At 41.4% G+C, this 24,068-nt stretch carries 17 protein-coding genes and 1 pseudogene; 8 read left to right on the top strand and 10 right to left on the bottom strand.

Features of this window, described 5'->3' with window-relative positions; genetic code table 11:
• The 4 genes and pseudogenes from Q1V93_RS05285 to Q1V93_RS05270 all read right to left on the bottom strand — a co-directional run.
• Positions 1 to 2,872: pseudogene (locus Q1V93_RS05285) on the bottom strand (hypothetical protein); the annotation flags it as partial.
• 171 nt (positions 2,873 to 3,043) lie between these two features.
• Positions 3,044 to 6,244, bottom strand: coding sequence for a T9SS type A sorting domain-containing protein (locus Q1V93_RS05280; RefSeq protein ID WP_300662466.1), 3,201 nt, complete (start codon positions 6,242 to 6,244; stop codon positions 3,044 to 3,046).
• 83 nt (positions 6,245 to 6,327) lie between these two features.
• Complete coding sequence (gene gcvP, locus Q1V93_RS05275; RefSeq protein ID WP_300662464.1) at positions 6,328 to 9,159, bottom strand: aminomethyl-transferring glycine dehydrogenase; 2,832 nt, start codon at positions 9,157 to 9,159, stop codon at positions 6,328 to 6,330.
• Between the two features lie 189 nt (positions 9,160 to 9,348).
• Positions 9,349 to 9,558 (bottom strand): hypothetical protein, encoded by a 210-nt coding sequence (locus Q1V93_RS05270; RefSeq protein ID WP_300662461.1) that lies wholly within the window; start codon positions 9,556 to 9,558, stop codon positions 9,349 to 9,351.
• 142 nt (positions 9,559 to 9,700) lie between these two features.
• Here Q1V93_RS05270 and Q1V93_RS05265 point away from each other — a divergent pair, with 142 nt between their 5' ends.
• From Q1V93_RS05265 to Q1V93_RS05250, 4 genes are all read left to right on the top strand, one after another.
• On the top strand, positions 9,701 to 10,831 hold the full coding sequence (locus tag Q1V93_RS05265; RefSeq protein WP_300662459.1) for a methionine aminotransferase: 1,131 nt from the start codon (positions 9,701 to 9,703) through the stop codon (positions 10,829 to 10,831).
• Entirely contained in the window at positions 10,819 to 11,610 is a 792-nt protein-coding gene (locus tag Q1V93_RS05260) for an amidohydrolase (RefSeq protein ID WP_300662457.1), read from the top strand. Before Q1V93_RS05265 ends, Q1V93_RS05260 begins: the two co-directional genes overlap by 13 nt.
• 74 nt (positions 11,611 to 11,684) lie before the next feature.
• Positions 11,685 to 13,565, top strand: coding sequence for a T9SS type A sorting domain-containing protein (locus tag Q1V93_RS05255; RefSeq protein ID WP_300662455.1), 1,881 nt, complete (start codon positions 11,685 to 11,687; stop codon positions 13,563 to 13,565).
• A 60-nt stretch (positions 13,566 to 13,625) separates the two neighbouring features.
• Entirely contained in the window at positions 13,626 to 14,042 is a 417-nt protein-coding gene (locus tag Q1V93_RS05250) for a hypothetical protein (protein WP_300662453.1), read from the top strand.
• On the opposite strand, the gene Q1V93_RS05245 is transcribed toward Q1V93_RS05250, so the two are convergent.
• Both Q1V93_RS05245 and Q1V93_RS05240 read right to left on the bottom strand, forming a co-directional pair.
• A complete protein-coding gene (locus Q1V93_RS05245) occupies positions 14,020 to 15,141 on the bottom strand; it encodes a thioredoxin family protein (protein WP_300662451.1) in 1,122 nt (373 codons plus the stop codon). The genes Q1V93_RS05250 and Q1V93_RS05245 overlap by 23 nt on opposite strands.
• Positions 15,142 to 15,146: 5 nt before the next feature.
• The gene (locus tag Q1V93_RS05240; RefSeq protein WP_300662449.1) at positions 15,147 to 16,301 is read right to left on the bottom strand and encodes a 1-deoxy-D-xylulose-5-phosphate reductoisomerase; all 1,155 of its coding nucleotides are present in this window, start codon (positions 16,299 to 16,301) and stop codon (positions 15,147 to 15,149) included.
• Between the two features lie 76 nt (positions 16,302 to 16,377).
• On the opposite strand from Q1V93_RS05240, the gene Q1V93_RS05235 reads away from it, so the two are divergent.
• The 3 genes from Q1V93_RS05235 (at position 16,378) to Q1V93_RS05225 (ending at position 18,109) form a co-directional block, all read left to right on the top strand.
• Positions 16,378 to 16,845, top strand: a complete 468-nt coding sequence (locus tag Q1V93_RS05235; protein ID WP_300662447.1) for a DUF6495 family protein — start codon at positions 16,378 to 16,380, stop codon at positions 16,843 to 16,845.
• A 153-nt stretch (positions 16,846 to 16,998) separates the two neighbouring features.
• Positions 16,999 to 17,400: a hypothetical protein gene (locus Q1V93_RS05230; RefSeq protein WP_300662446.1), complete on the top strand. Its 402-nt coding sequence runs from the start codon at positions 16,999 to 17,001 to the stop codon at positions 17,398 to 17,400.
• 94 nt (positions 17,401 to 17,494) lie between these two features.
• Entirely contained in the window at positions 17,495 to 18,109 is a 615-nt protein-coding gene (locus tag Q1V93_RS05225; protein WP_300662444.1) for a suppressor of fused domain protein, read from the top strand.
• On the opposite strand, the gene Q1V93_RS05220 is transcribed toward Q1V93_RS05225, so the two are convergent.
• The 4 genes from Q1V93_RS05220 to kynU form a co-directional block, all read right to left on the bottom strand.
• Positions 18,106 to 18,465: an ArsC/Spx/MgsR family protein gene (locus Q1V93_RS05220; protein ID WP_300662442.1), complete on the bottom strand. Its 360-nt coding sequence runs from the start codon at positions 18,463 to 18,465 to the stop codon at positions 18,106 to 18,108. The genes Q1V93_RS05225 and Q1V93_RS05220 overlap by 4 nt on opposite strands.
• A 17-nt stretch (positions 18,466 to 18,482) precedes the next feature.
• Complete coding sequence (locus tag Q1V93_RS05215) at positions 18,483 to 19,400, bottom strand: hypothetical protein (RefSeq protein ID WP_300662440.1); 918 nt, start codon at positions 19,398 to 19,400, stop codon at positions 18,483 to 18,485.
• A gap of 38 nt (positions 19,401 to 19,438) precedes the next feature.
• Positions 19,439 to 20,776 carry an NAD(P)/FAD-dependent oxidoreductase gene (locus Q1V93_RS05210; RefSeq protein WP_300662438.1) on the bottom strand — a complete coding sequence of 446 codons (1,338 nt, stop codon included), beginning with the start codon at positions 20,774 to 20,776 and terminating at the stop codon, positions 19,439 to 19,441.
• A 73-nt stretch (positions 20,777 to 20,849) separates the two neighbouring features.
• A complete protein-coding gene (gene kynU / locus Q1V93_RS05205; protein ID WP_300662435.1) occupies positions 20,850 to 22,133 on the bottom strand; it encodes a kynureninase in 1,284 nt (427 codons plus the stop codon).
• A gap of 557 nt (positions 22,134 to 22,690) precedes the next feature.
• Between kynU and hemL the strand changes: the two genes are divergently transcribed.
• Positions 22,691 to 23,998, top strand: coding sequence for a glutamate-1-semialdehyde 2,1-aminomutase (gene hemL, locus Q1V93_RS05200; RefSeq protein ID WP_300662432.1), 1,308 nt, complete (start codon positions 22,691 to 22,693; stop codon positions 23,996 to 23,998).
• The last annotated feature ends 70 nt before the right edge of the window (positions 23,999 to 24,068 follow it).

The raw sequence follows: 24,068 nt of genomic DNA, 5'->3' as shown, positions 1-24,068 counted from the left end.
TGTTGAAAACGTAGTTCGAATCCACCGGAATCACAAACTGAGTGGTTAGCGTATCGCCGCAATTATCGGTTACATGTAAATCATGCACTCCAGCGCACAGACCAGTTACCAAACTATAGCCGCTTGAAGTGACTACTTGTGAACCATTGTCAATATCCAGTTCAAAATCCGCATTTCCCGAAACTGTTATTGCTACTTCTCCCACGCAGGAATTTGCATCGGAAGGCATGGAGAAGGAGTTGGCGATCGTTAAAGGGAGAACCGGAATAATGGTTAAATCCAAGGTAATAATCGAATCGCAACCTCCGGCATTCAGAATAGTATCAACATACTGACCGGAAGCAGTGTAAATTTGACCGTTAAACGGCCAAAGGAACGATCCGCAAGCAGTTTGAGTATCTGATCCGGAAGACGGATGTGTAATCGTTAAATTCAGAGTAACCGTAGAATCACAACCTGCTGCATTTTGCAATACAACTATTGGTGCATTTGTAGATGAATAATAGGTTGTTCCATCAATCCAGGTCAAAGAATCACAAGCAATCTGAGTGTCAATAGCAGCATTCGAAAGGATTGTCAGGTTCAATGTAACTACCGAATCAACACCATCTACATTTGTAAATGTATATTGCGGAGTATTTGTACTTGTTGCATATGTGGTCCCATTTATCCACGTAAAAGGTCCGCAAGATGACACTTGTTGCGTGTGTTGAATTGCAGGAACCAATTTCAGTCTTGAGATCCCATTTTTTCCGGGAGTCATGACAAACCGACCTACCAAAACCGGGTTCCCTGAGGGATTAACATAAATGTCGTTTACACTGGCACCAGCCATCGTAATATCTAAATTTTTAAATGCTACCTCTGTACCATTACTTTCAACAATAGATACCATCCCGGAACCAATAACTATTCTTCCATTTGGCAAAATCCCTATGGATTCAGGAAAATTATACATTGCGGCATCCGAAACAAAAGTCAAATCGGCAGATCCATCCGAGTTTAATCTTCCAATTCTGCGATCCTGACTATCGGTGTAAGAATAAAACTCCCCACCAACTACAATCTTCCCGTCATTTTGAATGGCCATTGCTCTAATATCATTATGTGCATAAGCTGATGCGGGCACGAAAAAATTATTCAATATTCCATTATTGGTCAAAAGGGCAATTCTTGCCCTGGATGTTCCCGCATAGGTGCCAAATTTTCCGCAGATCAGAATTTCATCATTGGGTTTCACAATCAAATCCAGGACAAAATCGTTCGGCCCGGAAGAAGGTGTAAATGTCCCATCCAGGGAACCATTTGGTAGCAATCGGACGATTCTTGTTACCGCTGTACCATTGTAAAGACCAAAATCTCCGGCTACAATAATTTTACCGTCTGATTGAATACCCAATGCAAGTACATTAGCAGAATACCCGGAGAATCCTGTCCCTGCGTTAAACGAATTATCAATTGTACCGTTTGGATTGAGTCGTACGATGTTTTTAATACTCGTGCCGTTATAAGAACTGAATTGACCACATACAATGACTTTACCATCGGGTTGCGTTACGATGTCCATTACACTTCCATTAAATCCCGTTCCCGGTTTAAAAGAATAGTCGATATGCCCGTAACGGTCTAATTTGGTAATATCGTTTCTGAATGATCCGTTATATGTCGTGAAATCACCACCGACAAATATATTTTGGTTTGCATCAACGTGCATCGTATACGCCCGGTAATCGATTAATCCAGTACCTACTTTGTACATCCAGACAGGTGATCCGGAATTAGTCAGCATAGTCATATTAGATGTTGAAACGTTATTCAGATCATCAAAGAATCCCGATACCGAAAAGGAACCATCATCGAATGAAATTAATGCATGTGCTTCTACCGAATATTCCTGGTTGAATCCTTGTCCCAAGTTCAACGTATTGTCAATAGTTCCGTTCAGATGATATCGTTTCACCAATACCGATGGAGTTGTTAAAGAATTATCGCGGCGCCCGTAAACATAAATCTTATTATCATTGGTTCGTACAATTCTCTTTGCAACAAGGTCAGTCGTTGGTATTACGATTGGTGTAAAGGAATTATCAATGATTCCATTTGGTAAAAGGCGATACACTTTATTATTGGAAAGGAATAATATTTTACCATCGTCCAACACCTCACTATCACTATAACCGAAGCTTCCCTGCGGTCCAACAGCTGAAGAATTAAATGAATTATCTATTGTTCCGTCATAATTCAACTTTTGAATAAAATTCTCAAAAACAACCAATACCGAACTGTCTGCCTGTACAATGAATTCTGCAATATCCTGCAAACTCCCGCTGTATGGTGACACAAAATTAGGATCGTAAGAACCATCATTGTTTAATCGTGCAATCACGGTAGTTGAGACTGGTCCGCCCATAGCGCAGATATATTTTCCACCGGGAAGTTCAGCAATGGCTCTCACATGTGAACTATTCCCCGTAAGCGGAGATACAAATGACGGATCGACCGTTCCATTGGGAAGAATTCTCACCAAACTTCCGGATGCATGCCCCTGGTAACCGGGAAAACACCCAAAGGCAAAGATCTTCGAATCAGAAGTCTCCATCAATCCTCTCATGGAATTATACACATCATATTGAAAAGTGCCCTGGTAAAAAGAAGAGATTTTCTTACCCAAAGAATCAATTTTGAGAATCCCTTTATTCCCTCCTAAAAGAATAATTTGAGATTTATTATCCTTTTTAATTGCTCCGAAGACTACATTACCATCGTTTGGTGAAGTGTAGCTGAAACTCGGATCATCGATAATTAACTGGGAAAAACAGAGATTGCAGGTAACACATATAAGTACTATCGCTACAGAAAAGATTTTTGACATAATAAACAGGTAGTTAAGATTTTAAGAGCAAAAGTAAAAAATCTGATTCAAATTAATCACTTTTTTTATCAGATGGATTCAGTCGTATAACTCCACAAAAGTAAAGAGACAAAAAAGTCCGCAGTTATAATGACTGCGGACTTTCTAAAATGTGCTTATTTAACTATAATCTTATTGCTTCATAACACGTTGAACACTTTGTCCGCTTGAATTTCTGAAATCAAACAAATAAATGCCGCGTTCAAAGTTTTCTAAAGAAATGGTTTCCTGGTTTTGAATCTGATCTTTCAACACTATTTTTCCCTGCAGGTCATAAACTGTTAATTCCGCATCTGATCCGGAGAAATTGATATGGACCTGGTTGTTTGTTGGGTTCGGATAAACCTCGAACAAGGCTTGTTTGTAATCCACTAGTCCAGCCGTAGAAACCGAACCGTTGTTGAAGTAAATGGCTTCTGTTACCGCAAAGTATTCTCCTACTGATTTATTCGGGCAGAACACGCTCAACTGTAGCCAGTAAACTCCATTGCCGTTGTTTAATACATAAGAAGTTGTGTCGAAGTTTGATCCGTTGGAATCCACGATATTCCAGATGACGTTCACCGTATTTCCGTTTGCCCAAATCGAGTCGATATAAGCTGTATCTATTCCGGCGTAGTAAATATCACAATTCGTTACCGTTACTCCTAAGGAATCAATTGCCAGGGAATCTATGAATGGGTTGTTGAAGACGTAATTGGAGTCTACCGGAACCACTATTTGGGTTGTTAATGTATCGCCGCAATTATCGGTTACATGTAAATCATGCACTCCGGCACACAAGTTCGTCACCAGGCTGTATCCGCTTGAAGTGATGAGTTGGGAACCATTGTCGAAATCTAGTTCAAAATCGGCATTTCCGGAAAACGTTACCGCTGCTTCGCCCACACAGGAATTTGCATCGGAAGGCAGGGAGAAGCAGCTAATTGATATCGGTTGATTCGTTTGGATAGTCAAATCCAACGTAATGATCGAGTCACATCCGCCCGAACTTACAAGTGAGTCATAATATATTCCGGAACTTGTATACGTTAACCCCGTCTGATTCCAGTAGTAGTCGCCACAACTGGTAATCTGTGAAATTGCATTAGTCGGATAACAATCCAATAAACGTGCGATCCTGTTTCTGCTGATTCCATTGTAGGTGGTAAAATTCCCACTCATTATAATTCTTCCGTCCGACTGAAGAGCCAAATTAGTAATGGTGGTGTTTGCACCTAATCCCGGATCAAATGTCGTATCAAGCGTTCCATCTGCATTCAATCGTGCAATGTTCTTCCTTGCAACTCCATTGATGTTTGAAAAAAGTCCTCCGATAACAATACTTCCATTGGGTTGAATTAATAACGCATTAACGGTATTCAAAGATCCGGTAAATGTGAGTATATTGAATCCAGGGTCCATAGTTCCATTGGAATTTAGGCGAATAATAGCTTTGCCACTATTCCCGTTAAATGATGTAAAAGATCCTCCCAATAAGATTTTACCGTCTGATTGCAATGCTGCAGTATACAAAGTGGTGTTGGGCCCTGATCCGCTATTAAAGGATGCATCCGGTGTACCATCTTCGTTGAGCCTGACAATTTTGTTATATGAGGTGCCATTGTAGGAGGTAAAGTTTCCCACAGCCAATATTTTACCATCTGGTTGCAGAATGATTTTATCCAAATAATCATTAAATCCGCTTCCGATAGTAAAGCTCATATCCAAAGAGCCGTCAGGATTTAGACGTGCTATTTTAGAACTCGGAACATTGTTTATCGTACTGAACTCTCCTCCCACTAATATTTTTCCATCCGATTGTACCTTAATTGTAGTAACGGCACCATCTGCACCCGTTCCTGCATCAAATGACTGATCAATAGAGCCGTTCTCATTTAAACGCATAAGCCGGTTTATAAGTGTATCATTGAACGATGTGAAATTACCCCCCAAAAGGATCTTTCCGTCTGACTGGACATAACTGGCAGAAACATTCAAAAAAGCTCCTCTTCCTACCTGGAAAGTGGAGTCCAGGTTACCATCCTCCGGATTGAGTCGAGCAATGCTGGTCCGGTAAGCATTATTCATACTGTAGAAAATCCCACCAACAACCAATTTACCATCCGTTTGTAAGCTAATCGTATGAACCCCGTTTGTAGCGCCCGTACCGGAATTAAATACATCATCCAAAGAACCGTCTTCATTGACTTTGACGATTTTGTTGAACGGTACATCATTCACGGTTGAAAAACTTCCTCCTAAAACAATTTTCCCCCCGGTAGTTATATTGACTGAGTAAATAAATGTATTGTTGGGCAAGTTAGTCTTAAAAGTGCTGTCGATACTTCCGTCTGTTTCGAAACGAACGATTCCGCGATGGATCGAATCATTTACTGTATTGAAATAACCTCCGGCCAGAATTTTTCCATTGGATTGACATTGGATATTCCACACATCACCCTGATTAATTCCTGTACCCGGATCGAAGCTATTGTCTCTTGTCCCGTCAGTATTCAACCGGGCAATTCTATTAATCGCAAAACCATTCAAATCGGTAAAGTTTCCCCCTATTAGAATTTTTCCATCTGCCTGCAGATTCATAGATTTCACAAAAGAATTAACCCCGGTTCCCGGATTGAAACTCAAATCTACAGATCCGTCACTGTTCAATCGCGCAATATCATTTACCGAAGTAAAATTTACTGTCGTAAAGTTCCCTCCGATAAGAATTTTCCCATCAGGTTGAACCAAAGAACTGTAAACAGTACCAAAAACACCGTTACCTGAATTGAAGGTAAAATCGAGTGAGCCATCACTATTTATTCGGGCAAATTTATTCCGGTTTTCCAAATCGACTTGTGTAAACTCTCCGCCAATAACCATTTTACCATCTGATTGTAAACTAATCGTCCACACGTCCCCATCCGTATAAGCAATGGTCGTTTCCAGTGTTCCATCCGGATTAATCCGAATTACCTCACTATTGGAGCTCGAATTCTGATTAATTGCCATCAGGATCTTCCCATCCGGTTGAATAACAGAAGTTCTGGCTGTATAATTACTAGTGCCTCCTGAAGAATAATTGACGTTGAAGCTTGAATCCAGGGTCCCATTCGGATTTAACCTGGCAATATTGGTTCTATTAACCCCATTAACTGCTGTAAAGTTACCACCTATGACTATTTTTCCGTCGGGCTGTACACAGCTTGTATAAACAACCCCGCTTACCAAGCTTCCACGATTGATCCCTACATCATTGGGATTAAATGAAAAATCATTACTTCCGGGTTGTGCAAAATTGATCTGCGAAAAAATGGTTAAAAAGGTTGCTATTGTTACTAATCGCTTCATTCCGGTTAAAATTGATTTCGCAAAAATACAAAAATCCGCTCATCAGAAGACGAACGGATTTTCCTTATAAATTATGCTGTTTCTTAAGCCTCCACGTGCATGTAGCTCTCTACACTCGGACAAGAACACACCAAGTTTCTGTCTCCGTAAGCGTTGTCTACACGACGAACCGGAACCCAGTATTTCCACTCTTTCAAATAAGCAACCGGGTAAGCTGCTTCTTGCGGAGAATACGGGTAATTCCATTCTTTGTTGATGATACAATCTGCAGTGTGCGGAGCGTTTTTCAACAAGTTGTTTTCTCTGTCTGCCTGACCGTTTTCAATCGCTGCGATCTCAGAACGGATTTTGATCATTGCTTCGATGAAACGATCCAATTCTTCTTTGTCTTCAGATTCTGTCGGTTCAACCATCAAAGTTCCTGCAACCGGGAATGAAACCGTTGGTGCATGGAAATTGAAGTCGATCAAACGCTTCGCCATATCCGCTACTTCTACGTCTGCCGTTTTCTTGAAATCACGACAATCCAAAATCATTTCGTGGGCAACCGTTCCGTTTTTACCGGTGTACAATACGTCGTAATGACCTTTCAATTTCGCTGCAATGTAGTTTGCGTTTAAGATTGCTGCTTCCGTAGAATTACGCAATCCTTCCGCTCCCAACATTTTGATGTATCCGTAAGAGATCAACAGGATCAATGCGCTTCCGTATGGTGCTGCAGAAACTGCGTGGATCGGAGTTGAACCTCCTGCCGCAACCACCGGGTTACTTGGCAAGAACGGCGCCAAATGCGCTGCTACTCCGATTGGTCCCATTCCTGGTCCGCCACCTCCGTGAGGAATTGCAAATGTTTTGTGTAAGTTCAAGTGACAAACGTCAGCGCCGATATTTCCAGGATTTGTCAATCCGACCTGCGCGTTCATGTTTGCACCGTCCATGTATACTTGTCCACCGTTTTCGTGGATGATAGACGTGATTTCGCGAATTCCTTCTTCGTAAACTCCGTGAGTAGAAGGATACGTCACCATCAAACCAGCCAATTCATTTCCGATCTGGTTCGCTACGGTTCTTAATTCGTCGATATTGATGTTTCCGTTTTCGTCACAACCCGTTACAACTACTTCCATTCCTGCCATTACTGCAGAAGCCGGGTTTGTTCCGTGCGCCGAAGAAGGAATGATCATTTTGGTACGTTGCTTGTCTCCTCTGCTTTCGTGGTACGCTTTGATCACCATCAATCCTGCGTATTCTCCCTGAGCTCCGGAGTTTGGTTGCAAAGACATTGCTGCAAATCCTGTAGACTCACACAAATCTTTTTCCAACTGACGGAACATCGCATGATAACCCGCAGCCTGATCAACCGGAGCAAACGGATGCATGTTTGCAAACTGAGGATTCGTGATCGGAATCAACTCAGAAGCTGCATTTAATTTCATCGTACAAGATCCAAGCGGAATCATGGAGTGAACCAACGAAAGATCCTTGTTCTCCAAACGCTTCAGGTAACGCATCATCTTTGATTCGGAATGATGCTTATTGAATGTCGGGTGAGTGAATACTCCGTCCGTTCTTAATACCGTTCCGTTCAAGGATGTATTTGCAGAAGCAGTATTTGCTCCGAAGATGCTCAGGATAGTCGCCACATCTTCTGATGTATGCGGTTCGCCAAAGCTGATGGTCAATTCAGATTCATTGATGATGCGGAAGTTCATTCCTTTCGCCTCAGCAGCAGCTTTGATTTTTGCCGTGTCTACTCCTTTTACCCAAATGGTATCGAAGAACGAATCAGAACCCAATTGGATTCCTGCAGCTTTCAATCCTGCAGCAGTTGCAGAAGCCAATCCGTTTACGTGCCCAGCAATTTCTTTCATTCCTGCCGGACCGTGGTAAACAGCATACATCGATGCCATTACAGCCAATAAAGCCTGAGCAGTACAAATATTGGAAGTTGCTTTATCGCGTTTGATATGTTGTTCGCGTGTTTGCAACGCCATTCTCAAAGCCAGATTATCATCCGCATCTTTTGAAACACCGATAATACGACCCGGCATGGTGCGCTTGTATTCGTCTTTCGCAGCGAAGAATGCAGCGTGAGGACCTCCGTAACCCATCGGAACCCCGAAACGTTGAGAAGAGCCGAATACCACATCAGCTCCGAGAGAACCCGGTGATTTCAATAAAACCAATGATAAAATATCCGCAGCAACCGCAGTTTTCAATCCGTTATTGCGGCTGATAAATCCTGCAACATCCGTAATATTTCCTTGTGCATCCGGATACTGAACAATCGCTCCGAAATATGTTCCGTCATTGGTGAAAGTTGTTTCATCTCCCTCAACCAACTCGATTCCTAAATTCAACGCACGACCCAAAACAACATCTTTGGTTTGCGGGAATGCATTTTTTGAAATGAAGAATTTATTTACACCGTCTTTTACCTCCTGGCGTGAACGTGAATTCCAGAACATGATCATTGCTTCGGAAGCAGCGGTTCCTTCATCCAATAACGATGCATTTGCAATTTCCATTCCCGTTAACTCCATCACCATTGTCTGGAAATTCAGCAAAGCCTCCAAACGACCCTGGGAAATTTCAGCCTGGTAAGGCGTATAAGCCGTATACCATCCCGGATTCTCCAAAACATTGCGCAAAATCACAGAAGGAACAATCGTTTCATTGTATCCTAATCCGATGAATGATTTATACACTTTATTTTGAGCACCCAATGCGGTAATGTGTTGCAAATATTCCTGCTCACTCAAAGCAGCATCAATCTTCAACTCTCCGGCCAAACGGATGTGTGAAGGGATGGTTTTATCTACTAATTCTTGAATCGATTTAACACCAATTGCAGCTAACATCTCAGATTTCTCAGCTGAATCAGGTCCAATGTGACGGGATGAAAATGCACTCATAAAAACTTCACTAATTTTTAAGGCCCACTTTTACTAGTAAGCCGGTGCAAAGATAGCGAATTTAACCACTCGTTATTTCGATTTAGTGGGAATATTTGTTAAGCGAAACAAGACGGTTCGGATAAGAATTCAAGAATTCGATTCAAGCGGGGTTTTCTGCTGAATGTCAACTAAAAGTAAAACCAAAACTCAATTGCAGGTTGCTTTTCTTTCCAACATTTCCGGACCTCCCATTTTTTCAAATTCCTTGCATTTTGCCTTCTTTTCCCTGATGAGTTTTTTTACCTCTTTTTCATCCGAAGAAGTGGGCGCTTTATGTCTCAATTGTTCGTACTTATTGGTCAGTTTGTCGCTCACACGAATACAATCACAAATAGAATCTTCACCACATGAACTCATGGTTAGTGAAAGAAGACCGAAAAAAAATAGATGGGATAACTTCATGTGTTCATTTTTATGAATTCCTGTTAAATATACTTTGAATAAAGTCTCATATACTAAAGGAATTCTTTTCTTTGTTTATTGCAAACAAATGTAAGCCATGCAAACAAAACTTCCAAAGGTAGGAACTACCATCTTCACGACGATGAGTCAGATGGCAAATGAGTATCAGGCAATTAATCTTTCACAAGGTTTTCCGAATTTTCCGATTGATCCTCTGATTGAGGAATTATTGGCAAAGAACAGCAGGGAAAATGTGCATCAATACGCTCCGATGTCCGGGTTACCGGTTTTACTGGATGGCATTGCCGCGATGATTCACCGGGTTTATCAACGCTCTTTGAATCCGGCAGCTGAAATTTTGGTAACTGCAGGTGCTACACAGGGAATTTTTGCAGCACTTCAAGCTCTGGTTCATCCGGGTGATGAAGTGGTGATTCTGGATCCGGCATACGATTGTTATAATCCGGCTGTACATTTGGCGGGCGGAATACCAATTCACATTCCCATGCGGGAAGATTTCACGATTGACTGGCGCGAGCTTCGTCAGACTGTAAATCAGAAAACACGTGTGCTGATCATTAACAATCCGCACAATCCTTCCGGAAAAATGATGGACCAGGCAGATTATAATGCTTTGGTACAAGTAATGATTGATCACCCGAATCTGATCTTGCTTTCGGATGAGGTGTACGAATTCATCACCTTCGAAAAGCCGCACTTTTCCGCACATCATCATGAAATTTTGCGAAACAGAAGCGTGATTGTTTCCTCTTTCGGAAAAACCTTTCATCTGACAGGATGGAAAGTCGGTTACCTGGTTGCCCCGGAGCCGATCATGAAAGAAATCAAAAAAGTGCATCAATTCCTGGTGTTTTCCGTAAACAGCGTTGCTCAGAAAACATTAGCAGATTATATCTCTACAACCGATGTCACCACATTGGGAAAATTCTACCAGGACAAACGCGATCGTTTCAAAGAACTCCTATTCGGAAGCAAGTTTGAATTCCTTCCAAGTGAAGGAACCTATTTTCAAACGGTGCGCTACAAGGCACTCTCCGATTTGCCGGATGTTCAATTTTGCGAGTGGCTGGTAAAAGAAGTCGGTGTTGCCGCTATTCCGCTATCTGTTTTTTATGAAGAGCGGAATGATTATCACACCATTCGTTTTTGTTTTGCAAAAACAGATGACACATTAATTCAAGCAGCCGAAAGATTATGCAAGATTTAAGAATAACACTCGTTCAGGCAGACCAGTTTTGGGAAGACAAGAAAGCCAACTTAAAACACTATGAAGCCTTGTTGCAATCGGTTTCGCAAACCGATCTGATTTTATTGCCTGAAATGTTTCAGACCGGCTTCTCCATGAATGCTGCTGATTTGGCAGAACAAATGGATAACAGCTTAAGCATTGAATGGTTAAAAAGTCAGGCAGCTGAAAAAAAAGCGGCCTTTTATACTTCTTTAATAATAGAAGAAAACGGAAACTATTATAATAGAGGTGTCTTTGTAGAGCCAACCGGAAAAATCAGCCTGTATGATAAACGCAAGTTATTCGGAATGGCAGATGAATCCATTTACTTTCAGGCAGGGAACAAAGAAACCATTGTCGAATACCTGGGCTGGAAAATCAACCTGCAAATTTGTTATGATCTGCGTTTTCCTGAAAATGTGCGAAACGGTGAGCTTAATGGCCAGGCGGCATACGACCTTTTATTATATGTAGCGAACTGGCCGGAAAGAAGAATTCATCACTGGTCGGTTTTACTTCCTGCAAGAGCAATTGAAAATCAATGTTATGTTGCCGGGTTGAATCGGATAGGTAAAGACGGCTCAAAACATAATTACAACGGTCAAAGCAAATTAATTAATATTTTAGGTGAAGAAATTTCCAACCTTTCCGAACTTGAATGCGTCAATACCATAAGTATCAGTTATTCTGAGATGAAACAGTTACGGGAGAAACTACCTTTTCTCAAGGACAGTAACTACCGTTCATTGGATAATTAATACCGTTTAATAAATAAATTAGCCATTAATCCGGTTAATTAACTTATATTTAAAACTTCGTAAATTAAAGAAACATGAAAAAACAGATTACACTTTTAGCTTCGGTTCTATTTGTTGCTGGGATTTCTTCAGCTCAGGTGAACAAAAGCTTTGAAAAAGCTCAAAAACAACCTTTGAAATTCACAACTGCCGTAAAAGGAGCTGTGGATAACGTTAGTGCTGGTGAAAAAGCGGGAGGAGCAATTATTTATCAATCCGATTTCTCTGACAATGCAACTTGGGCTACAGGTAACATAGCACCAGGTGTTCAAGGAAGCTTCCAATTCGGAGGTTACCCTACAAACTTTGCTGATTATCTTGCAGCAACACCAACTACAGGAATGACTGCACCAATGGCTTACTTTGATGCTGTTCAATACTTGTTGGCAGCGCCAGGAACACCAGTTGGAGTTCAAAACGCTTACTTGCAAAGTCCTACAATTGACATGTCTGCTTCAGCAGTTATTTCTGTAAGCTTCGCACAGGTTTACCGTCGTTTCAATCACGATGTTCTATATGTAGAGATCAGTACTGATAACGGTGCTACCTGGCCGGCTTCAATGTCTAAGGTAGTAAATAGTAATGCTATCGGAAACGGTGCAACATTGAAAACCACATTAACTACAGATTTCTTGATCGGTCCTGGGGTAACTCAAGGAAAAGTTCGTCTTCGTTGGGAGTCTTTGACTGCTGATAACGATTACGGTAGTGGTTACGGTTGGGCTATTGACAACTTCAAAGTTCTTGAAGGATATGAAAATAACCTTCAATTAAAAGAAGTATACTATGCATACGGAAACCAGGCTTTGACAGCAACTCAAATGCCTTTGTCTCAAGTAGCTGGTGCAGGAAAGTATTCTTTCGCTGCTGACGTTCAAAACGTTGGTTCTGCAATTCAGCCTACAAGCTTCAAAGTAACTTCTGGTGCTTACAACCAAACAAGTGTTCAGGGAGATTTAGCTCCATTTGCTGAAGATTCACTTGAGATCGACTTCACTAACGGATTTACAATTCCTGCAACTGTTGGAACGTATAACTTCAAGTTCGCAGCATTGTCTGATAGCGTACTTTCTTTCACTATTGATGATACACTTTCTGCTCCGTTTGCTGTTACAAATAAAATCTATGCAGCTGATACATACAATGGAACACCTGCTTCAATGTCAGGAAGCTTCACAAGATGGGCTACTCAAACAGGAGATCCTCAAATCGGAACATTGTTCGAAATCTTCAGTGATGAAGTAGTTGGAGCTATCCAAATTGGTATCGGAACAGTTAGCCAATCTCAACAAGCAACTTACATCGGTCGTTTGGTTTACGGTAGTATCTACAAATACAACTTTACTTCTCAAGCATGGGATTACGTTGACAGAACTGACGAGCATGAGATCGTTGCTGCAGATTTCGGAAACATCATTAAGTGTTACTTACCGAACCTTCCTCCAGTAAATGCTAGTAATGGTGGTCTTTACCTTGTAACAGCTGGTACTTACAATAACTTCGAAGTTCCAATTGCATTCGCTGGTAAAATTATTGCTGGAAACACAAGAGGTTTCAACGGAACAACTGCTAATGGTTTGGCTTCTGACGGAGACAAAGTTGAAGCTCCTGTAGTTCGTATGGATTTCACAGATTACACAGGTCTTACTGAGTTGACTTCTGCAACAAACGTTTCTGTATTCCCTAACCCATTCGTTGGAACAACTGAGATCAAGTTCAACTTGAAAGCTGAGTCTCAAGTTTCTGTAGTAATTACTGATGTTGCTGGTCGTACAGTAGCTACAGTTCCTGCTTCTAAAATGAATGCTGGTGAGCAATCAATCGCTATCGACGGAACAAACTTTGTAGCTGGTGTTTACAACTACACGTTGAGAATCGGTAACGAAACAATCACAAAACGTATCATTAAGAAATAATTCTTAATTGAATATAGGAAATGGGGGCTTCGGTCCCCATTTTTCGTTTATACTTGCAGCATGGAACCGGAATGGGGATTATTCGGACTTTTTCTAAGCAGTTTTCTGGCATCCACTATTTTACCACTTCCTTCTGAGGCAGCCGTTCTTTTTATGCTTAGCAATGGAAATAATTCTCCGTGGGCAATTCTTGCCGTTGCAACGTTTGGGAATTGTCTGGGTGGAAGCACGAACTATTTTCTCGGGCAGTTTGTCCGCAAGCGATGGATCAAAAAAACAGGAACAAAAGCACAACACATCGCATCGAAATACGGGCCACTGGCCGCAGCATTATCCTGGCTACCCATTATCGGAGATCCTATTCTAATTGCATTGGGAATTTATCGCTCACGCATCCTTCCTACTTTTCTGTTTATGTTTGCAGGAAAATTTCTACGCTATTTGATTCTGGTTCTTAGTTTCCTGTATTTGAGCTAGCTTGTTCTTCCAGTTCTTTCGAACGCTTTAACCACTTCTTCGCCTTTTTTTCCTTTCCGATTTTCAGATACAACTGACCAAGCGTGTCGCAATTCCAATCATTCTCATCCAGATTGATTGCTCTTTTTGCCCAGCCAATGGCTTCTTTCAGCAACACCGGATCCGATGTGCCCACAGATCGCTGCCAGGCATAAATACTCAATATTTCCGCATCGTCCCAATCTTTCAGGTAACGACTCGTCAATTCATCTAACTTCAATTGGTTCCCGACGTTCATGTAGAAATCGAGCTCCGATGCTTTTTTGTATTCCTGGCGTTCCGGGGCATACTTTTCAACCAGTGCAAGGAATTTCTGTAGTTCCTCCTCTGACCTGGAACGAAGAAGAAAACGGAATGCATTGTCAAAACACGTGTTTTTCAGATTTTCTATTGTTCCATCCGGAAATTTTCCCGGATTCGCCAAGGCATACTGCATGAGTTTTGAATCAAAAGAAGTGCAACCCGCATAGAAAAAAGACCGGTTTTCCACCGACAACCATTCCGGTTCCGGAATCGATTCAAAATATGCTTCAATGTAAGGTGTTCCTTTTAAATCGCCGGTTATCGTGGCAAAACGGGTGAGTTTCTTCAGCAGTTCCGGATTCCGGTCTCCATTCTGAAAGCGTTTTTCCAGGCTTAAATAGCGGTTATCCTTATCCTGAACCAATTCAATGGTATTCAAAAAGAATTTGACCGTATTGGCACCCACTGTGCGATGCACTATTTCACCTGTAGAATCAAGCCAAAGCAAGGTAGGAAATGCCTCTATCTTAAACGATTTGGAAAGTTCAATGCCGTCTCCTTTCTCCATGTCCAGCTTGTAGTTGATAAACAACTCATTGTATCTGTCTCCGAGCGTTTGATCCGTAAAAATATTACTCGCCAAGCTCTTGCAGGGAACACACCAGGTCGTGTAACAATCTACAAAAATCAATTTATTTTCCCGCTTTGCTTTCTTCAGAACTTCAGCAAACGGGACATTTTCAATAAATTGAATCTGGGCGCTTAATGTGGAATAAAAAACTAAAAAAGGAATAATACTGAATAGTGATGTTTTCATGAGATCTAAATTTTAAGCATTCTCACCAGGTTCCGGGAATGCGTGTCCACATGTATGTAATCCTCCAAATTCGGATTAAGTACAAAAAACGCTTCTTCCATTACCTTCTCATTGATTCGTGCAATATCTGAAAATTTGATCTGATCTTCCAAAAATAATTGAACAGCCATTTCATTTGCAGCATTCAGCGCACACGCTTTTGTTCCGCCGGCTTTCATTGCATCATAAGCCAACTGAAGATTTTTAAACACTTCCTTATTCGGTTGCTCAAAAGTCAATTGCGGATAATCCAGGAAATTAAATCGTGGAAAGTCCGTTTTCAAACGATCCGGATAGGTCAATGCAAACTGAATCGGCAGTTTCATATCCGGAAGTCCCATTTGGGCTTTCATACTTCCATCTTCAAACTGAACCAGTGAATGAACAACTGATTGCGGGTGAATGATGATATCAATCTGTTCCGCTTTCAACCCGAAAAGCCATTTCGCTTCAATCACTTCCAAACCTTTATTCATCATCGTAGCCGAATCAATGGTGATTTTTGAACCCATTGACCAATTCGGGTGTTTCAATGCCTGAGCTTTCGTAACCTGCAGCAGTTGTTCGCTTGTAAATCCACGGAATGGTCCGCCGGAAGCCGTCAGGTAAATCTTTTCGATTGGATTGTGAAACTCTCCCACCAAACACTGAAAGATGGCAGAATGCTCCGAATCTACCGGATAAATATTCACTCCTTTTGCACGTGCTCTTTGCGTAACCAATTCTCCGGCAACAACCAGTGTTTCCTTATTTGCCAAAGCAATGTCTTTTCCGGCTTCGATTGCAGCCAAAGTGGGTTTCAATCCGGCGTAGCCGACCAATGCAGTCAGAACAACATCTACTTCGTGAAATTCCACAACCTGGCAAAGCGCCTGTGCTCCGGCATAAACATGAATGTCTTCAGAAAAAAGTGCGTCTTTCACTTCCTCGTATTTCGTTTCATCATTGATCACAACCGCATTCGGCTGAAATTGCTTTGCCTGTTCAATCAATAATTTCGCATTCGACTGGGCTGTAATCACCTGCAAGTCGAATCTGTCCGGATAAGCCTGAATTACTTCCAAAGCCTGAGTCCCGATCGAACCGGTAGAACCGAGAATTGCAACACCTTTTTTCTGCATCTTACAAAGTTAAAAATCATTCCGATGATTCCCTCTTTCCCATTTCAGATTCTGTGATTCTTCCTACCTTTGCCCTATGAAATACCGCATTTTATCTGACGAAGAACTGCAGCATCTGGAAGGTGATTTAAAAGCATTTTTAATCATTAACGGAGTGCATGCCGAAGAATGGGAAAAACTCAACCAGGAAGAGCCTGAAAAAGCGCTTGCTTTGGTAGAATTGTTTTCCGATCAGGTATTTCAAACCATTTATGAAAAAATTCATTTCCTGGAACATCGTTCTCCGGAATCCTGCCTGGTATTCCGCTTCTTAAAGGACGAACAGGAACTCATTGCCATTCAGCGAAATCCGGATTCGTCATTGGATCTTTCAAGCACAGAGGGCATTCACCTCGCACTTAGTCAGCATCTGAAAGAGTTGTCGATTTTCACCAGTAAACGGGCTTTCGGTCAGGAACGCGAACAGGAAATTCATCAGTTAATCGAACAGGGAGCTATTTTGTCGAGTGAAGAATTTTGGAACTCATTGCAGGAAATTCTGTGAATTCAACTAAATTACTAGGAAAGCATAAGTAAATTGCACAGTCAAATCGGACAACTACTCACCCAAAATTTGCTTGAGTACAATCTCCGAAAAAAGTATTTGGTACTCTACTCAGAAAGCTTAGTTTTACCCAAGCACCCCGCTTGATGTATTATGAAAGTTAAATTCACTTACTTACTATTTGGAGTACTTTTTTTAGTCCTTTCCGCTTGCTCAAATTCCAGCATCGATAACCGTTTGGTAAAAAAGTGGACGCTAACAAAAGTGGACGGATACGGGCCGGACAAGGATAAAATTCTTGGCATCAACACGATTTACTTTGATTTGAAAGACGACGAAACATTCAAAGGTCGTTGGTACGATCAAAACAACATGACTGATTTTATTGATTTGGAAGGAAAATGGTTAAGCACTCAATACGACGATAAAATCGATTTATTTTTATTCTACGGACCCAGCCAAAAGAAGTCCATCATTTTCAGCATCTCCAAAGTTGAAGGGAATGATATGACGATGCGCATTTCTGAAATAGATTATTTCTTTAAGGCGAAATAAACATATAAACCAATAACCAGGAAGGGGCTTCGGCCCCTTTTTTATTCTCTCTACTTTGAACTGAAAGCGATTCAGATGCACTATATTTGTCTTTATGGAACTTATTCAGGTATTCGAAAATCGCTTTGGAGCACATCGGGTAAAATCAATTCAGAATCCGTTACACAATGATCAGGAGTTAATCTTGCTGTTTTTAGAGCTGGATGTTCCGATAACTGTTCTTATGACCGCTTCTCTTTCGGATTACAAGATGCCTGTTTTGGAGAAATGGGCCGGAAGGGAGTTTAACGAAATCTACTTTTGCTTGCCGACATATTGGGATTTTGACGATCATGAAAACTACAATTTTTCCTGGATCTACGACTGGATCTATAAATTGGAACGCTTCGTCAGAGACAAAAACACCTGGTACGGACCGGGTCACACCATTCCAACAGCAAATCCGGAAGTTCCTATTTCCGATCTGATGAAACAGGAATATTTCATCTTTCTGGATCCTATTTTACTTCAAAAGGAACTTGCTCCGGTAAATGTGCAGGATAAAACCGTACACTTTTTGAGTATTGTTCCGCTTTTCGGTGATGAACTGGATTACAAAATGGGAAAAGGAACACAGAAATTCGTGCGAAAACTGATTCAGCGGAACTACGATGAAAAACTGGATGATTACCGAAAATCGATCCTGAATAGTCGATTACGCTTTTTCTAATTCAATTTTGCGAAAAAAGCCTGTGCAGCTTCCACTTCTTTTTTAGCGTTTCCAATCCAGGTATTTTCATCATAAATCACAAACGGACGCTTTAAAAAAGTATATTCTTCCAACATGTATTTTCGGTAATCTGCTTCCGTCAGATTCATTTCATTCAAACCCATTGACCGGAATTTCAAAGCACGCTTCGAAAATAGTCCTTCGTAGGAACCCACTTTTTCCTTCAACCAATCAAGCGTTTTCGCATCAATATTCGTTTGTTTGATGTCGATCAATTCAACATCGGACGGAAGGTTCAGTGCTTTCATGATTTTCTGACACGTATCACAAGAACTCAAGTAGTAAAATCTTCTCATTGTAAATTTGCTTCGTATTATCTGTTTTGCATGTATTCGTCGTTACGCTTACGATCTTCAGGTGTTCCGGTGTTACATCCGTTTGATTTCTTCGTAAAATGGTGAATCCAGCGAATCTGTAATTGGACCGGCCAGTAATTGCTCGAAAACCATTGAATGGTCGGACGCGCCTTATTCGGTTCATAGATTCCAAAAGTCGGAACCAAAAGCCCGAAAGTCAGGTAATCTCCTCTGCGAATCGTGCGGGTGAACCCCACATGCAAATGAAATTGTGCCATGAAATCCTGCTGAAATTTCACCGGAGCAACTGTTGCCGTATAAGGTGCTTTCGGTGCAGGAAGTGCGTTGAATAAAAAATTGAAGCCCAAACCTGTTTCCAGATGCCAGCCTTCCCCGATTTTCGTAAAGCGGTCAATCGTTACTCTTGCCGTTAAATAACCATTGTAAAACGAACCTGTTCTTTCATCAAAAGTAGAAACTCCGGAAGGATCAACCACTTCGAAACGGGTACGCTCACTTCCACCGATGTAATTAAAACCCAAGCCCCAATCCAACCGGTGAAAAAGATTCGATCCGATCCATTTCACGTCTCCTTTTTCACCTCTTTTTTTATACCATGCGGCTAAAATTTTCGATGATTTCAAGCGGTAATGCGCTGCTCCGATTTCGATAAATCCGCCTGGTCTCCCAATCGGATCAACTGTTGCCGTAGCCGGACGTCCATTGACATCCACACCGGAATATTGCGTTACTTTGGGATTGGTAAACGTAAAATTCGGACCGAAAGAAATCTGGATTCCATCTTTTGTCAATTGGCGGTAATCGCGTGCTCCTCCGAAGAAATCCTTACGGCTCTTTCCGCCGAATTTCCGTGATTTCTGCGAATAAGAAAACCCTGTTACCAGAATCAAGACAAAACAGATGACAAATCTCATAATTGTTTTTTTATAAATATCTAAAGATTTCGCTTTGGTTACGAAATCAGTTCCAACATTTTATCCATAACGAACGGTTCATCCCACTTTTCATGGATGTTTTCGATCTTCAGAATTTCCTGCATTAAGGCATCCTGTTTTCTTCCGTTTTTTAACGCATCACTGTAGCGCGTATTGCTGAACGTAACCTGGGAATAAAGCGGAGTCCATTTGTCAGGATGCAAACGGGAAAATTTCCCTTCGATCTTTTTCTGAAGCAAGAATTCCGGGTCAGCCGTTTTATCGCGCATTTCTACGTAATTATCCAAAGCAAGATCCAGGATTGCATTTGCATCCGGAACACGCTGCTCTGAAAAACGCTTCAACAAAGTATTCCACTTTCCGTTATTCTCTTCATACATTTCATTGAACACCGTACAATCTTCAAATCCACAATTCATTCCTTGTCCGTAAAACGGAACTATCGCATGTGCAGCATCACCTAACAACACAACTTTATCCTGGTAATTCCACGGTTCACAACGAACCATGATCAATGAACTCGTTGGGTTTTCAAAATAATCATCGAGTAAAGTCGGCATTAAAGCCACTGCATCGGGGAACGTTAAATCGAAAAATGCAGCTACCTGTTCACGTGTTTGAAGTGTTGCAAAAGACGTTTCTCCTTCCATCGGGAAGAACAAGGTACATGTAAAACTTCCATCCAGGTTTGCCAGGGCAATCATCATAAATTCGCCGCGGGGCCAGATATGCAGACAGTTTTTATCCAGTTTGTGAGAACCGTCTGCATTTGCCGGAATGACCAATTCCTTGTATCCGTGATCAAGATATTTTTGCGAATAATCAAAGGTCATGGATTTCTGCATACGCATACGCACTGCAGAATAAGCTCCATCCGTAGCGAAAATGCGATCTGCCTGAAATTCCTCTTTCTGTTTGGTCTGATCGTTTTGGAATGAAAGCGTGTTTGTTCCCAAATGAACATCCAAACATTTACGATCAAAGAAGTATTCGATGTTCGGATAATTATCTGCCAGATTCATCAGTTTCTGGTTCAATCCTCCTCTCGAAACCGAATAAATCGCTTCGTTGTTTACTCCGTAAGGCTGGTATGTTAGTGTTCCGTCCAAAGCATGCATGCAGCGATTGTACATCGGAATGGCAATTTTCCGGATATCCTCTGCAATTCCCGCTATTTCCAAAGCTTTCCATCCACGGTCAGAAAGCGCCAGATTGATTGACTTCCCACCGACCAATGCTGCTTTACGCAAATCCGGTCTGCGTTCAAACACGGAAACTTCATATCCTTTCTGTGCAAGTAAAATAGCTTGTAAACTTCCTACAAGACCTGCTCCTACTATTGCAATTTTTTCCATATTTATTTTAGTTACCACATAGTTACATAGAACACATCCTAAGTCTGCATTCCTGTAGTCTCTGCGGGATATTTTATTGTTCTACGATCGCTTCTTCCAAATATTTTCCAAGGAAATACACATCTTCAAAAGAATTGTAAAGCGGAACCGGAGCCACACGGATTACGTTCGGTTCTCTCCAGTCTGCCACTACTCCTTTTTCAGAAATCGCATCAAAAATTTGTTTTCCTTTTCCATGCACCAAAATCGACAACTGAGCACCTCTGCGTTTCTGTTCTTTCGGTGTAATGATTTCAAAGCGGCATTTCTCCTGGTATTTCTCCGACAACCCGTCTAAAATAAACTCCAGGTATCCTGTCAACACATCACTTTTTGCTTTCAGGTTTTCCATTCCCACTTCGTCAAAAATTTCCAGAGACGCCCAATGAGCAGCCATCCCGAGAACAGGTGCATTACTCAATTGCCACCCTTCTGCTCCTTCCATAGGAATAAAGCCCGGCTCCATTTGAAAACGTGTGCTTTTATCGTATCCCCACCATCCCGCAAAACGAGGAAGTGAAGCATTTTTTGCGTGTTTTTCATGAACAAACATTCCGGAAACTCCTCCCGGACTTGAGTTCAAATATTTGTATGAACACCAGGCAGCGAAATCCACTCCCCAATCGTGCAATTTAACCGGAATATTTCCAGCAGCATGAGCCAGGTCAAAACCAACCATCGCTCCTACTCCTTTTCCTGCTTTGGTAATTGCTTCCATATCCAGCAATTGACCTGTGTAATAATTCACCCCGCCAAACATTACTAAAGCCAATGAATCACCCAATTCGAGAATTTTAGCGATGATATCTTCATCTCTCAACGTATGCTCTCCTTCACGCGGACTCATTCCAATCAAATCCGTTTCCGGATTCAAACCATGAAAACGAACTTGCGATTCCAACGCATACAAATCACTTGGAAATGCTTTTGCTTCACATAAAATTTTGGTTCTGCTTTCCTTCGGTTGATAGAACGAAACCATCAGCAAATGCAGGTTGGTAGTCAATGAATGTGTTACGACCACTTCTTTTGGCAAAGCCCCGACGATTTTCGCAGAAGCATCTGTCAGGAACTCATGATATTTGTACCACGGATTTGTTCCCAAAAAATGTCCTTCTACACCCCATTTTGCCCAGTCGTCTAATTCCAGATTCACTTTTTCCCGAACTGTTTTCGGCTGTAAACCCAACGAGTTTCCTGTGAAATATCTCACCGGATTTTTAGTAAAAGTTGGAAAAAGAAACCGTTCTCTGTAGGATTTTAATGGATCTGCTGCATCCATTTGAGCTGCAAACTCGGGTGTAAATTCGTATTTCATCTGGCAAATCGATTGTTCTGTAAGGAACTTGTAAAAATTATCCCTCAAATATAAGAAAAAGCGCAGCTTTTGAAGAGAGAGTTGCGACAAACATCAGAGCGGAAGCAATGAAGGAGAAGCGGAGTTTTTCAAGTCAGAATTGCAATCCGGCAGATAACGGATTTGTGCGAAATCAATAGGAGATAAACAAAATTGTAGGTTTAAGCTATTTGTAATTCTCTCCTAAAGGAGTTTAATCGAATTAGGATTTCAATATTAAACACTCCATTTAACAATATTGTAATATAGTAAACTTGTCTTTCAGAAAGTCAAAACAAATAAGTTTTTCTATAAAAAGAACACAACCTGTCAACACGAACTCCCACATTTCATTTGACAAAATCACCTACCTTAAGAATTCAAGAATCAAATTACCTCTTCGTAATATTGCGAATTGACAAATTTGCAGTTACTCCATTTAACAATCTTTCCAATCTGTTCATTTAAATTCCTCCCCCTCTTCCATTGCCCCAGCAAATCGAATTCGTACTTTTGCATCGAACCAAAAAAACGTCACGATGGCAACAAAGACACTCAACAGATCAACTTCTGAAGCACTCTACGAAACAGCGAAAAATTATTTTCCGGGTGGTGTAAATTCACCGGTAAGAGCATTCAAATCCGTTGAGGGTTCTCCCTTATTCATCAAAAAAGGAAACGGAGCACTGATTTGGGACGAAGATGACAATGAGTTTATTGATTTCTGCGGAAGCTGGGGACCACTTATTTTGGGACACAACCATCCGAAAGTATATGAAGGAATTGTCGCAGCATTGGGAAATGGAGCAAGTTTCGGAGCCCCTACCCGTTTGGAAAACGAATTGGCAGAGTTGATTCTTTCCAAAAATCCATTCATTGACAAAATTCGTTTTACCAGCTCCGGAACAGAAGCTGTAATGTCTGCAATCCGTTTGGCAAGAGGATATACCAATCGAACAAAGATTGTAAAATTTGAAGGTTGTTACCACGGACACAGCGATTCTTTATTAGTAAAAGCAGGATCCGGGTTGGTCACTTTCGGAAACACCTCCAGTGCCGGGGTGCCAGAAGCTTTTGCCAATGAAACACTGGTTCTTCCTTTAAACGATTCTGAAGCGTTGCAAAGTTGTTTTGAGCAATTTGGAAAAGAAATCGCTTGTGTGATTATTGAACCGATTCCGGCAAATAACGGATTGTTGTTGCAAGAGTTGAGTTTCTTAAAAGAATTGCGTGAAACGTGCACAAAATATGGAGCTTTGTTGTTCTTCGACGAAGTAATTTCAGGTTTCCGCGTAGCATTTTCCGGAGCAGCAGAATTGTACGGAATTGCTCCCGACTTAGTCACTTACGGAAAAATCATCGGAGGTGGTTTGCCGGTTGGTGCTTATGGTGCTAAAAAAGAAATCATGTCGTGTGTGGCTCCCGACGGACCAGTCTACCAGGCAGGAACACTTTCCGGGAATCCGGTGGCGATGGCTGCAGGATTGGCACAGTTAACAGAATTGAGCAAACCCGGATTTTATGAAGACCAGGAACGCAGAACAAAATTGTTTACGGATGCCATAAACGCACATGCGAAAGCAAAGGGTTATGCATTTGAGTTGGTAACGATTGGTTCTATATTCTGGATTTCATTCGACAATTCGAAACATATCCGCGCAGCTGAAGAGATCAATCCGGACATGAGTAACTTCAAGCATTTACACCGTGCTTTGCTGGAAGAAGGTCTTTATATGGGGCCAAGCGGATACGAAGTCGGTTTCATCTCGCAGGTACATACGGATGAATTATTAGCAAAAGCATCTGAATTGTTTATCAATGCGTTGGATCGGATTATGCAGGATTGACAATTGAAAAAGGGAAAACCGTATTTTCTTTAGAATGATTCGTTATACTTTTCATCCGCGATAATTATTG

The sequence above is a fragment of the Fluviicola sp. genome (genome assembly GCF_030151805.1).
Lineage (GTDB): Bacteria > Bacteroidota > Bacteroidia > Flavobacteriales_D > Crocinitomicaceae > Fluviicola.
Note: the sequence above shows the minus strand (reverse complement) of the source record. Positions and strands in the feature narration are given on the sequence as shown.

Coding starts and splice junctions, on each gene's coding strand:
- Q1V93_RS05280 (WP_300662466.1), bottom strand. CDS start 6,244: ATGAAGCGATTAGTAACAATAGCAACCTTTTTAACCATTTTTTCGCAG.
- gcvP (WP_300662464.1), bottom strand. CDS start 9,159: ATGAGTGCATTTTCATCCCGTCACATTGGACCTGATTCAGCTGAGAAA.
- Q1V93_RS05270 (WP_300662461.1), bottom strand. CDS start 9,558: ATGAGTTCATGTGGTGAAGATTCTATTTGTGATTGTATTCGTGTGAGC.
- Q1V93_RS05265 (WP_300662459.1), top strand. CDS start 9,701: ATGCAAACAAAACTTCCAAAGGTAGGAACTACCATCTTCACGACGATG.
- Q1V93_RS05260 (WP_300662457.1), top strand. CDS start 10,819: ATGCAAGATTTAAGAATAACACTCGTTCAGGCAGACCAGTTTTGGGAA.
- Q1V93_RS05255 (WP_300662455.1), top strand. CDS start 11,685: ATGAAAAAACAGATTACACTTTTAGCTTCGGTTCTATTTGTTGCTGGG.
- Q1V93_RS05250 (WP_300662453.1), top strand. CDS start 13,626: ATGGAACCGGAATGGGGATTATTCGGACTTTTTCTAAGCAGTTTTCTG.
- Q1V93_RS05245 (WP_300662451.1), bottom strand. CDS start 15,141: ATGAAAACATCACTATTCAGTATTATTCCTTTTTTAGTTTTTTATTCC.
- Q1V93_RS05240 (WP_300662449.1), bottom strand. CDS start 16,301: ATGCAGAAAAAAGGTGTTGCAATTCTCGGTTCTACCGGTTCGATCGGG.
- Q1V93_RS05235 (WP_300662447.1), top strand. CDS start 16,378: ATGAAATACCGCATTTTATCTGACGAAGAACTGCAGCATCTGGAAGGT.
- Q1V93_RS05230 (WP_300662446.1), top strand. CDS start 16,999: ATGAAAGTTAAATTCACTTACTTACTATTTGGAGTACTTTTTTTAGTC.
- Q1V93_RS05225 (WP_300662444.1), top strand. CDS start 17,495: ATGGAACTTATTCAGGTATTCGAAAATCGCTTTGGAGCACATCGGGTA.
- Q1V93_RS05220 (WP_300662442.1), bottom strand. CDS start 18,465: ATGAGAAGATTTTACTACTTGAGTTCTTGTGATACGTGTCAGAAAATC.
- Q1V93_RS05215 (WP_300662440.1), bottom strand. CDS start 19,400: ATGAGATTTGTCATCTGTTTTGTCTTGATTCTGGTAACAGGGTTTTCT.
- Q1V93_RS05210 (WP_300662438.1), bottom strand. CDS start 20,776: ATGGAAAAAATTGCAATAGTAGGAGCAGGTCTTGTAGGAAGTTTACAA.
- kynU (WP_300662435.1), bottom strand. CDS start 22,133: ATGAAATACGAATTTACACCCGAGTTTGCAGCTCAAATGGATGCAGCA.
- hemL (WP_300662432.1), top strand. CDS start 22,691: ATGGCAACAAAGACACTCAACAGATCAACTTCTGAAGCACTCTACGAA.